Source organism: Chryseobacterium ureilyticum (assembly GCF_900156735.1).
Lineage (GTDB): Bacteria > Bacteroidota > Bacteroidia > Flavobacteriales > Weeksellaceae > Chryseobacterium > Chryseobacterium ureilyticum.
In genome coordinates this window covers 476,335-488,818 of the sequence record NZ_FTOL01000003.1, presented here as the reverse complement: position 1 = coordinate 488,818, position 12,484 = coordinate 476,335, and the positions used below count along the sequence as shown (strand labels likewise).

The window sequence follows — 12,484 nt, the reverse complement described above, 5'->3', positions numbered from 1 at the left end:
ATGAATGAACCACAGCAAAAGTGGACAGAAACGATTGAAGCCAATCATTCTTTATTTGATTTAAAACTCAAAGAAGTATGGAAGTATAAAGATCTTATTTACATGTTCGTAAAGAGAGACTTCATATCAAGTTTCAAACAAACGATCTTAGGACCTATTTGGTTCTTTATTAATCCTATTTTCACGACGATCACATATTTAATTATCTTTGGTAGATTTGCTAAACTTCCGACAGATGGAGCTCCCGGTGTATTATTTTACCTTGCAGGAGTCACCTTATGGAATTATTTTTCAGGTGCATTGCTCGGAACATCAGCTACCTTTACTGGAAATGCCAATATTTTCGGTAAAGTATATTTCCCAAGACTGGTAACCCCCATCTCTATCGTGATCTCCAATCTTATGCGCCTAAGTGTACAATTTGTTTTATTTCTTATTGTCTGGACATATTATCTGATCAATAAAGAGATCTCTCCAAACTGGTGGATTCTTGCCACCCCTTTCCTACTTATACTTATGGCTTTATTCGCGTTAGGAGTAGGAATGATTTTCTCAGCATTGACTACAAAATATAAAGACCTAAGCATGCTATTAGGTTTTGGTATAACGTTATATATGTATGCAACACCAGTAATTTATCCTGTATCCATGTTACCTGGATATTTTAAAAAACTGGCGAGTTTCAATCCATTAACAGGTATTTTTGAATGTTTCAAATATGGCTGGTTGGGAGTAGGAGACTTTTCTCCGACAATGTTAATTGCCAGTACCGTTATTATTTTAATTCTTCTCGTTATAGGAGTAGTTACTTTCAATAAGGTTGAAAAAACATTTATGGATACGGTTTAAACTGTATTTTAGATCTAAAAAACACCTGAATAAAAAATTTAAAACATTACAACATGCTAGCTTTAAAAGCAGAAAATATATCAAAACAATATAGACTGGGAGAAGTGGGAACCGGAACTTTATCTCATGACCTGAATAGGTTTTGGCATAAAGTAAGAGGGAAAGAAGATCCTTATCTGAAAATAGGAGAAGCCAATGATAGAACTTCCAAAGGAGATTCAGAATATGTATGGTCGCTGCGTGATATTAATTTTGAAATACAGCAGGGAGATGCTGTAGGAATTATCGGAAGAAACGGAGCTGGTAAATCTACTCTGTTAAAACTTTTAAGTAAAGTAACCAAGCCTACGACAGGACAAATATACACCAACGGAAGAATCGCTTCCTTACTGGAAGTAGGAACAGGATTTCACCCTGAAATGACAGGAAGGGAAAATGTATTTCTGAATGGTGCTATTCTTGGAATGACCAGAAAAGAGATCAAACGTAAATTTGACGAAATTGTAGATTTTTCCGGTGTAGAAAGATATATTGACACCCCTGTAAAAAGATATTCGTCAGGAATGTATGTGCGATTGGCTTTTGCTGTAGCAGCCCATCTGGAGTCTGAAATACTTATTGTAGATGAAGTTTTAGCTGTGGGAGATGCTGATTTCCAGAAAAAATGCCTTGGAAAAATGGGAGACGTTACAAAAGGTGAAGGAAGAACGATTTTGTTTGTAAGCCATAATATGACCGCAGTTAAAGAGCTATGTACAAAAGGAATACTTTTGAATCAAGGTCTTATAGATTATCAGGGAAGTATGCTAAATACAATTATAGAATACCAAAAAAATAGTGCGGCGATCACTCAATATCACTACAATGGAAATATTGAAGAAGCTTTAGGTAACGACAAAATCAGAATTAAAGAATTTTCTGTATCTGCATTAAATGGTAAACTTATTGATATTGATTCTGGTATAAAGGTTAAATTAGTTTTCCATAATAATTGTCCTAATATTAATCTTGATACAACTTTTGAATTGAGAAACTATGAAGAACTTACGATCTTTCATGTAGGGAAAATAATTACTAAAAATCAAGATTCTAGAAAAGGAGTATATTCTGTCGAGTTCAATATCCCACCAGGTCTATTAAATGCTGGTAATTATTATTTTAAATTGTTTTTTGGAAAAGACCAATCAGAAGCTCTATTCATTCTTGATAATTTCATCGGATTTGAAGTTGAAAATGTTAAGGTAGGAAGTAAGTTACATTTATACCCAGGAATTACAAGGCCTCATTTTGATTATACCATACAAATACCATCACAAATTGATGAAAATGAATAATATGACTTTCTTCAGTTCTAGATGAGCTACGAGTATATTGTTAAAATAATAAATGGTTATAGATAATGCAACGGATACTTTTCATACATCACTGCCTTAGATTAGGAGGTGGGGAAAAATATATAAAGGAAATTTGTGATTTTTCTTTACAACACAATATACATCCTACAATAATGATTCCAAACAATTTGGAAGAAGAATACTATGACATTTATTTTAAATCAAAGAAAATTGATGTAATCCGGTTTAAAATTTTCTCTAAAAAAGACATTTTAAGAAATCTCTTCAGTAAAGACTTTTATTGGAATATATATATTAGATTTTTATTGAATAAAAATTTTGATAGAATTCATTTCATCAATTTAGGAGTTGCATCAGCATATCATAATCTTTTTCGACATAAGAAAAAGGTCTTTTGGCACGTAGGCAACGCCATACAATACCCCGATTACCAGCTACCTTTTGACAAGGCAATATTTAGCAATGTCAATAATGAACTTATTTGTATTAACCCTTACCAGATTGAGGAAATTGTAAAACAATACAAAAATATAAACTGTAAAGTCTCTTTATTTAAATTATTTCTTAATAATGATAACACTTAATATTATCTCCAGAATTGATGTTGACAAAGACTTTTTTACTGATTATTTATTTGTCTTATATTTACTTAGAAAGGAAAAAATAATCGTTAATTTAAAGTTCATTGGTGAAGTTTTTAATGCAGCTATTTATAATAATATTGTCAGGACTTCAAAATTATTTGAAATTAATAATGAAATAGAATTCACAAAAAAATCTATTCCACTAACTCAAATAAATCCGACCAAAAATGATTACTTTCTAAATGCAAGTATTGGTGATTTTGCTGGATACTCTTCAATTGAGTGTATTCAAAGAAAGTTCAAAACAATTTTCTATAATGTTGACTTCAATCTTATAAGTAATGCTAATCATACTATGGAATCTTTTTGTAGAAACCATCAAGACTTATATAACCTTTTAAAACAGATATCACAAAATAAAGAACAAGTTGATTCAACAATAATAAATGAAAATAAAACTACTCTTTCATCATTTTTTCTTTCGGAAAAAGATAAAACAGATTTAATCAATTACTTATAAAATGAATGCTAAGATCTCCATTATCATCCCATGCTACAATCAGGCACAGTATCTTGATGAGTGCTTGCTGTCTGTTTTTAACCAAACTTACAGTAATTGGGAATGTATTATTGTAGATGACGACTCTCCCGATAACACAAAAGAGGTTGTGGAAAAATGGATTGAAAAAGACAGCCGTTTTAAATATCTCTACAAACAAAATGGTGGATTATCTTCAGCTAGAAATGCTGGTATAGAAGTTGCCACAGGTGAATGGATTTTGCCTTTAGACGCGGATGATAAAATCAGTAATCAATATTTAGAATTAGCTGAAAAGGTTTTTGATAAGGATTACAAAGTTATTTATTGCAAAGCTGAAAAATTTGGAGTTATCAATGAATTTTGGGAACTTCTTGACTTCACCCCTAAAACTTTAGCCCGAACCAATATAATATTTTGTACCGCATTTTTCAGAAAAAAAAGTTGGGAAGAAGTAGGCGGTTACGATATTAATATGTTATATGGATTAGAAGATTGGGAATTCTGGATTTCTCTTTTAAAAGATGGAGGTAAGGTGTATAGAATTGATGAGGTATGTTTTTATTACAGAATCAAAGAAAACTCTATGATCACAGAACTTACCCGGGCAAGAAAAATGTTGATGCTTTCCTATATTGAGAAAAAACATCTGGATTTTTTCCACCAACATTTAGGAAGTATACATGATTTAAACTTTGAAAAGGAACAAAATCAAGCAAAAGCAGAATATTATAATCAACAACTACAGAAATTAATTAGTTCCAAAAGATACCGATTAATGGAAAAATTATTTTCAATTTTTAATAGGTAATGAAAAAACTAGCGATTGTTATTCCATATTATAAAATAGATTTTTTTGAAGAATCTATACAATCTGTTGCTGCACAAACAAATAAAAACTTCACTTTATATATTGGAAATGATGCAAGCTCTACAGATCCTATAAAAATTATTGAAAAGTATTTTAAAGAAGGTGACTACAGATATTTCCACTATTCAGATAATATGGGGGGCAAAAATCCGGCTCAACAGTGGGAAAGAATTTTAGAAAACGTAGAGGAAGAGTGGTTCCAGATTTTGGGAGATGACGATATGATTTCCACAAATTTTGTAGAAGAATTTCACAAGCATATATCAACTGTAGAATCAAAAAAAATATCTACAATTAAAATTTCACACCATCTTATAGATGAAGAAAATAATATATTGAGATCTATTAATATTGGTCAAACGATTATTCCTTCCACCGAAGTTTTCAAAATGAAATATAAAGGAATTATTGCAAGCAGTTTATCCGAAAACATATTTTCTTTAGCCGCATTTAAAAAATATAAATTTGAAAAAATACCTTTTGCATGGGGAACAGATGATCTTGCATTATTAACTTTTTCAGGGTTCAAAGATATTTATTATCTCTCAAATGCTTATGTGAATGTAAGAATATCAACTTCCAGCATTTCCGGAAATCTCTCATTACAAAATAAAAAAGACGGAGCTTATAACAGCATGCGGGAAATTGTTTTAAATCGTTATTCTCAATATTTTGATAAAAGCTTTTTAATTAGATTGCTCAATGATTACCTTAAATTCTGTGATCAAAACCTTATCTCTCCAAGGTTAAATCTATTCAAAATACTCCTTCTAAGAGGCTATCCTAATAGATATATTACGATGAGTAAGTATATTACAAAGATCAATAAAAACATAAAGAAATGATTACTAAACGGAGAATTCAACTACATTTGGATTTCTTATACCTCAAGTTCCTGATGAAATTTGACAAAACGGTTTTTAATCAAATTAATAACCCAAAAGAAATCCCTATCATAATCATTAATTTTAATCAGTTATTTTTTTTAAAAAAACTAGTTGATTTTTTACTGAAAAGGGAATTTAAAAATATTGTTATTATAGATAATGCTTCAACTTACCCTCCTTTATTAAAATATTATGAGGAAAATAAAAAGGTCATAAAAGTTGAGAAACTAACTATAAATGAGGGTCATGACGTCTTTTTCAAAAATAAAGACTTACAGAAAAAATATGCAAGAGGATTTTATTTTTTGACTGATGCAGATATTGTTCCTAATGAGAATCTGCCAAAGGATTTTCCTTCTGCAATGCTCAGTCTGTTATTAAAATACTATAAAAAAATTAATAAAATTGGATTTGCCATAGATACCGAATCAATTCCGGATTATTATCCATTGAAGCAAAAAGTACAGGCATGGGAAAAAAGATTTTGGGAAACTGAACTGGAAAAAGATTTGTTTTTTGCAAATATTGATACAACTTTTGCATTATATAAGCCCAAGTATCCAAAAACATTATTTAATTTATTTAATTTCATGACTGCCATAAGGATGGCTGGTTCTTATACCTGTCTACACGGTGGCTGGTATATTGATCCTAATAATATGACAGAAGAAAATTTGTTTTATATAGAGACCGCAAATAAGTCTTCTTCATGGAAGATTAATAAAGAAGGGCAACACACATCCCAAGAATATGATTCATTCATATAAAAAAGAAAAGAATGCTATCCATCATAATTTCATCATATCAACAGTACTATTACGACCAGCTTGTTAAAAATATTAATGAGACTATAGGCGATAATTTTATCTATGAAATTATTCAAATATGGAATCCTGATCTAATGAGTATTACAAAAGCCTACAATTTAGGAACTGAAAAAACTCAGTATGAAAACCTTCTGTTCCTTCATGAAGATATTATTTTTCATACCAAAAACTGGGGTGAAAAACTTTTAAATCACCTAAACAAAGAAAAAACAGGAGTCATTGGAATAGCCGGTTCTTCTTATGTTCCGACAGCTCCTTCAAGCTGGACCGTAGCAACACAATATAATTTTGTAAATATTTTACAGGGAAATAAACAAAATACAGAATATAAACACCTCTATTCCATGACAGAAAATACAATGAAAGTATTAGCTGTTGATGGTGTTTTTTTAGCTATAAAAAAAGAAAAGTATATTCAGCTCAGATTTGATGAAAACCTGAAAGGATTTCACGGATACGATCTTGACTTTAGCCTGAGAGCTTCTCAAAAATTTCAGAATTACGTTGTAGATGATATCCTTATTCAACACTTTTCTGAAGGGAATTTGAGCAAGGGCTGGTTTGATACAAATGTGGCTATTAAATTAAAATTAGGATCCAATTTCAACTCATATACAGATTCTGAAGTTGAAAAAGGTGTATTTATCAGCTTCCTTTATCGTTATTTCACGTATTACCTGATCAACCGAACAAATATTTTATTTACCTTGAAGTTTTATCCCAAAAAGCTTAAGCTCAAGGATCACGTGGAAATAATGAAAAAGTATTTTAACTATATAAGGCATTCTGGAGATATCAATAAAAAAATCAATTTAACACAGGGAAATAATTAGCTAATATGATTATAGGAAACGGGCTTATCGCTAATTCATTAAAAAGTATTGACTCAAAGGATTATTTATTCTTTGCATCCGGTGTTTCGAATTCCCTTGAAACCAGAAGCTCTGAGTTTGAAAGAGAATTCTCTCTTTTAAAAAATACTTTAGAGAATAGCAGCGGTGTCAAACTTATATATTTTTCCACATTAAGTATAAAAGACCAGTCAAAGCAAAACAGCCTGTATGTTTTCCATAAACTGGCAATGGAAGAGTATATTAAAAACAATTCGGAAAGCTACCTCATCCTAAGAATTGGTAATATTGTAGGAAAAGGAGGAAATCCAAATACACTTTTTAATTATCTGAAAAGCCAGATTATCAATAACAATCAGTTTGTCGTACACAACAAAGCCAGACGATTACTGATTGATATGGATGATATTACCCTGTTTTTAAAATTAAATGGTCATCTTCTAGATAATTGTATTGTAAACTGTTCTTTTCCTTACTATTATGATTTAAAAGAAATCATTACTGCTATTGAAAAAGAGACCAGCCAGAAGGGAATATATTCAGAAGCCAATGAAGGAGATTTCTATAAAGTGGATTTTGATGATAATATTACAAAATTTTTCTCAGGAATAGATCCGAAAAATTATTTGGAAACGTTAACTCAAAAGTATATTTAAAATGGTTGTGTATGTTATTATAGTTACTTATAATGCCATGAAATGGGCAGAAAGATGTTTTACAAGCCTAAAGCTTTCTTCTGTTCCCGTAAAATGTATCACCATAGATAATGGTTCTACGGATGGCACTCAGGAATATATAAAAACTCATTTTCAGGAAGTTGATTTTATTCAGTCTCCGGGAAACTCAGGTTTTGGAAAAGCCAATAATCTCGGTATTGAAAAAGCCTATAAAGAAGGAGCAGACTTCTTTTATCTGATGAATCAGGATGCATGGATCTACCCGGACAGTATTCAACAACTGCTGGATGTATACAATTCTTATCCAGACAAAAATCAGATAGGAATTCTAAGCCCGATGCACCTTGATGGAAGTGAAAAGAGATTTGATCTCCATTTTGAAGATTATCTTGCAAAAGACCTCAGACACAACAGAATGCTTTCCGATATTTATTTTGGTGAAGCAAAAGCATTCTATGAAATAGGTTTTGTGAATGCGGCACATTGGTTTATTCCAAAAAGAATCATTGAGAAAGTAGGTGGTTTTAATCCTTACTTTTTCCATGGAGCTGAAGATTATGAGTATGTAAACCGTATTACTTATTTCGGACTTAAAACAGTGGTTTGTACTCAAAGTAAAGTTGTTCATGACACCGTACAGTCATTTTATAAAAAAGAACCTACTAACAGGGAAGAGCTGTTAAAGAACAAAAGACTTTCCATGATCATGCAGCGGGAAACAAAATATCTTGATCCCAATTATCCTTTTGATACTAAAAAAGAGAAAAATGCACTCCTCACCTTTACCCTGAAAATGGGAGCTAAAGGAAATATCAGTGAATACAAATTCTATAAGGAACAATATCAGTATTTTTCCAAAAAATTCAAAGAGATAGAAACGGCAAGAAAAACTTCTATGACCGCGCAACATCCATTCCTGAATCTTTAAGACACGATCTATATGGAAAAATTACCTGTAAGCATCTGTATCCTTTCTTGGAAAACCGGAAAAACCCTGAAAAACACACTAAAGTCCTACAAAAAATACGGTCTTCTGGATATCGTTGATGATATTCTTATTCTTTTTCAGGAAGTTACTGAGGATGATAAAAAACTGGCAGATCAATATAATATCAGGTATATTGGATTGAAAGAAAACATCGGGATCGGAAAAGGAATGAAAATGCTGGCAGAAAATGCTACTTGCGAAAATATTCTCTTTCTAGAACATGACTGGGAACTTCTTGAAGACAAGAATGCCACATTTTCAAGACTTAAAAGTGGACTTGAAATGCTCGACAATGGTTTTGATGTAGTTCGTTACCGAAGCAGAAAAAATCCAGGATATCCTCTTATCTCGATAAGACATAAAGGAAATGAACTGGATTATTATGATGACTGGCATGAATGCACCTCCCCTCACCTGCTGGAATCCTTACATTGGCTGAATCCCGCCACAGAGTTTCCTGATAAAATACAAAAACAAGGTGAGTATTTTATTACCACTTCACGCTGGGCAAACTGGACCAATAATCCTTATCTTGTCAGAAAAAATTTCCTACTGGACACCATTATTCCTTTTTCAGGGGAAACGGCTTCTCTGGAAAGAAATATTGCGGCATGGTGGGTAAAGCAAAGCTTTAAAATAGCTCAGGGAGAAGGACTTTTTATGCACAACGACCTTACCAAATATCCAAAGAAAACACTTCTTCAGAAAGTCATAGGAAGATTGAAAAATAAATTTAAATAACACGATCAGGATGAAAATTCTTTTCCATGAGGATGAACTCAACTACAGAGGAACTTCCATCGCAGTTTACGATTACGCAGATTTCAATGAAAGATATCTGGGAAATGAATCTATAATTGTGTACAACAAAAACTCAAAAACCAATCACCCGCTCGGAATTGAAAAGTTTGAGAAGCGTTTCCGTGTACATGGATATTCAGATTTCAAGGAAGTAGATCAGCTGATTCGTGAAAATAATATAGATCTGTTTTATGCCATCAAAAACGGATATGTCGACGGAATAGACACCAAAGAATGCAAAACCGCAATACACAGCGTCTTTACTCATTTTGAACCTCACGGCGATGTGTATGCTTATGTTTCGGAATGGCTAAGCGAAGAAATGACAGGATCCAAATACCCTTACGTTCCTCATATGGTTAATTTTGAAACCCATACAGAACAGGATCTGAGAGCAGAACTTAATATTCCTTCCAAAGCAAAAGTATTTGGATATTATGGCGGACATGCCAGTTTTAATATTCTTTTTGCGCAAAAAACCATTGAGAAAATAGCATCTAAATACAAAGACGTCTATTTTATTTTCATGGGCGTAAATCCTTTTATTAAAAAGAAATGGTGGAAATCACTTCCTTCCAATGTTATATTTCTTCCTCCAAGCTCAGAGATTGTGATGAAGCAAAAATTCATCAATACCTGTAATGCACTACTTCATGCCCGCGAAAGAGGAGAAACCTTTGGGATTACCGTTGCGGAATTTGCTATCATGGGAAAACCAGTCATTGCTTTTGCCAACCCTCCGGAAAAGGCTCATATCAGCCATATGAAAGACCATGCCTATTACTATAATGACAGTAAAGAACTTCAGGATATTATTTTGGATGCAGACCTGACACTTTCTCCAAAAGAATTTTATCAGAAGTTTTTACCTCATCCCGTGATGGATACATTTAAAAAAGTTTTTATTGATTAAAAAATATTTAAAAACAATAACCTACCAATCAGCAGATATATGAAAACAAGGATAATCAATTACATAATTGGTTTAATATTTATTATTTACTATTGGATCTGTATACAAAACAGTTACATTCAGATCGTTTTTCATAAGAACGGATGGTATCTTGGTGAATGGCTGATTAATTATCAGGACGGAGGTTTTAAACGCAGAGGACTCTTCGGAACCTTATTTGTCTGGATCAATGAACTTACCGGAATAAAACTGGAGTTCATTGTTTTTGCTTTTGTAGCAGCATTATACTCTTTGTTCTTTTCACTTCTTATCTCTCTTTTTGTCCGGAAGAAAAACACATTGCTTACGATAAGTATATTGTTGCTTCCAGCAGGATTAGGCATGATCTTGAAAGATCCGACTATTATTGCCAAAAAGGAAATTGTTATTTTTATATTCTACCTCATCTATTTTTTACTCCTTGAATCAAAAAAAGTAGTAAAGAATATTATGGTTACGCTTTTCATCATTATTGCAATTCTGAACCACGAAGCCGCATTCTTTTATATTCCTTTTGTAAGTTTTACCTATTTTGTGAAAGACCCTTCACAGACTATTACCAAAATAAAAAAGATACTTTTTTACCATCTTGTTCCTGCAACGGTTGTAATGCTTATCCTTTATAAATTTGGGTACAGCATAAGTACGGAAAACTCTATTCAGTTTTTGGAAAATCATGGATTAAAGCTTGTTCTTAAAGGTATTTATGGGTATGACCCTCATTACAATGCTTTGAATTTTTATCAATCACATTCGTATGGATACCTTACCTATCTGATAAGTATATTTTTGGCTTCCTTTACTTTTATTATCTATTGTAAAACAAACAAGATTAATATCAACAGAAGTTTTCTTATCATCCAGACCCTTTTCCTGCTTCCTTTGTTTTATATCGCATACGATTGGGGCAGATGGGTTAATATTTTCTTTACTTTATTAACCATCTTTATCGCAGGTGAAAAGCAGTTGACAAGTACTATAAAACATGATATAATAGCCGTTGCTTTGATCATATTCAATACATTCTGGACCATGATGCTTTTTACAGCAGGTTTCATGACTTTCCCGGCACTTGATACCCTGATCAAAAAACTCTATTATTTCTTTTATTTTAAACTTTTTTAAAAAGGTATAAACCTTCATTCTGATTGAGATTACAAATATGAAAACGAAAATTATTAATTATATCATCAGCTTACTTTTTGTCATTTACTACGTTGTCAGTATAAAGACATCGTATTTTCTTATTGTGACTCAAAAAGGAGGCTGGTGTTTTGGAGACTGGATTATTAATTACCAGGATGGTGGTTTTAAACGCAGGGGACTTTTCGGGACTTTATTTATTTTGATCAATGAACTTACTAATATTCCTCTTGAGTATATTGTATTTGCATTTGTACTTCTATTGTATACGGCACTATTTTATCTTTTGATCCAGCTTTTCCGGAAAGAAAACAATAATCTTCTTTCTATAGCTTTAATCTTGCTTCCAGCTGGTTTAGGAATGATGATAAAAGATCCAAATATTGCTACAAGAAAGGAAATTTTGTTCTTCCTTTTATATCTGATCTATATTCTTCGTCTTCGTTCCAAAGTTATTGTAAAGGACCTTAGCATTACTTTTTTTATCATCATAGCGATCTTAACCCATGAGGCAGCATTTTTCTTCTTACCATTTGTAGGAATGGCTTACTATATGAACAATAGTGGCTCTTCAGTTTATAAAATAAAGAAAATACTGATCTATCAATTCCTGCCGGCTGTCATTATCATGCTTATCCTTTATAAATTCGGGATCAGCCTCCGAACAGAAAATACAATTACATTCTTTAAAGCGCACGGATTGGCTCTAACCGAAATGGGAATCTTTGATTATGATCCAAATTATAATGTGATCAATATCTACAAGTCTCATTTATATGATTATCAAACCTACTCTATCAGCATTCTAATCGGTGCTCTGACGTTTTATATATACTGCAGATTCAATAAAGTTAAAATCAATACAGTATTCCTTATTGTACAGATACTCTTCTTAATCCCGTTATATTATATGGCGGTAGATTGGGGTAGATGGACTTATATATTTTTCTCTTTATTAACGATTTGGATTGCTACTGAGCAGAAAATTGTCCTTACAGCAAAGCAGGTCATTATTACAGTTTTATTGATTTTATTTAATCTTTCCTGGAAAATGCTGCTGATGACCCAAGGATTCCTGGTCTTCCCGGAATTTGATGCTTTACTTAAGAAGCTATACTATTTTTTGTATTTTAGAATTTCAAATTTGCTGTAAAACACGGA

The 12,484-nt window shown here is 32.0% G+C and carries 13 protein-coding genes; all 13 read left to right on the top strand.

The features are described 5' to 3' along the window. Nucleotides 1–849, top strand: coding sequence for an ABC transporter permease (locus BW983_RS11970; RefSeq protein ID WP_076552169.1), 849 nt, complete (start codon nucleotides 1–3; stop codon nucleotides 847–849). 53 nt (nucleotides 850–902) lie between these two features. Beyond that, nucleotides 903–2,183, top strand: a complete 1,281-nt coding sequence (locus tag BW983_RS11965; RefSeq protein ID WP_076552168.1) for an ABC transporter ATP-binding protein — start codon at nucleotides 903–905, stop codon at nucleotides 2,181–2,183. A gap of 591 nt (nucleotides 2,184–2,774) precedes the next feature. Continuing rightward, on the top strand, nucleotides 2,775–3,308 hold the full coding sequence (locus BW983_RS11955) for a hypothetical protein (RefSeq protein ID WP_076552166.1): 534 nt from the start codon (nucleotides 2,775–2,777) through the stop codon (nucleotides 3,306–3,308). Nucleotide 3,309: 1 nt separating this feature from the next. After that, nucleotides 3,310–4,137: a glycosyltransferase family 2 protein gene (locus BW983_RS11950; protein WP_076552165.1), complete on the top strand. Its 828-nt coding sequence runs from the start codon at nucleotides 3,310–3,312 to the stop codon at nucleotides 4,135–4,137. Beyond that, nucleotides 4,137–5,042 carry a glycosyltransferase family A protein gene (locus tag BW983_RS11945; protein WP_076552164.1) on the top strand — a complete coding sequence of 302 codons (906 nt, stop codon included), beginning with the start codon at nucleotides 4,137–4,139 and terminating at the stop codon, nucleotides 5,040–5,042. Before BW983_RS11950 ends, BW983_RS11945 begins: the two co-directional genes overlap by 1 nt. Before the next feature lie 53 nt (nucleotides 5,043–5,095). Further along, entirely contained in the window at nucleotides 5,096–5,851 is a 756-nt protein-coding gene (locus tag BW983_RS11940; RefSeq protein WP_076552163.1) for a glycosyltransferase family protein, read from the top strand. An 11-nt stretch (nucleotides 5,852–5,862) separates the two neighbouring features. Next, nucleotides 5,863–6,744 carry a glycosyltransferase gene (locus tag BW983_RS11935; protein WP_076552162.1) on the top strand — a complete coding sequence of 294 codons (882 nt, stop codon included), beginning with the start codon at nucleotides 5,863–5,865 and terminating at the stop codon, nucleotides 6,742–6,744. Nucleotides 6,745–6,749: 5 nt separating this feature from the next. Then, nucleotides 6,750–7,418 carry a Rossmann-fold NAD(P)-binding domain-containing protein gene (locus tag BW983_RS11930; RefSeq protein ID WP_076552161.1) on the top strand — a complete coding sequence of 223 codons (669 nt, stop codon included), beginning with the start codon at nucleotides 6,750–6,752 and terminating at the stop codon, nucleotides 7,416–7,418. Between the two features lies 1 nt (nucleotide 7,419). Then, nucleotides 7,420–8,367, top strand: coding sequence for a glycosyltransferase family 2 protein (locus BW983_RS11925; protein WP_076552160.1), 948 nt, complete (start codon nucleotides 7,420–7,422; stop codon nucleotides 8,365–8,367). Between the two features lie 12 nt (nucleotides 8,368–8,379). Beyond that, a complete protein-coding gene (locus tag BW983_RS11920; RefSeq protein WP_076552159.1) occupies nucleotides 8,380–9,168 on the top strand; it encodes a glycosyltransferase family 2 protein in 789 nt (262 codons plus the stop codon). Between the two features lie 10 nt (nucleotides 9,169–9,178). Next, entirely contained in the window at nucleotides 9,179–10,141 is a 963-nt protein-coding gene (locus tag BW983_RS11915) for a glycosyltransferase (protein WP_076552158.1), read from the top strand. Between the two features lie 39 nt (nucleotides 10,142–10,180). After that, entirely contained in the window at nucleotides 10,181–11,305 is a 1,125-nt protein-coding gene (locus tag BW983_RS11910) for a hypothetical protein (RefSeq protein WP_076552157.1), read from the top strand. Between the two features lie 37 nt (nucleotides 11,306–11,342). Then, nucleotides 11,343–12,476 carry a hypothetical protein gene (locus BW983_RS11905; protein ID WP_076552156.1) on the top strand — a complete coding sequence of 378 codons (1,134 nt, stop codon included), beginning with the start codon at nucleotides 11,343–11,345 and terminating at the stop codon, nucleotides 12,474–12,476. Nucleotides 12,477–12,484: the final 8 nt, after the last annotated feature.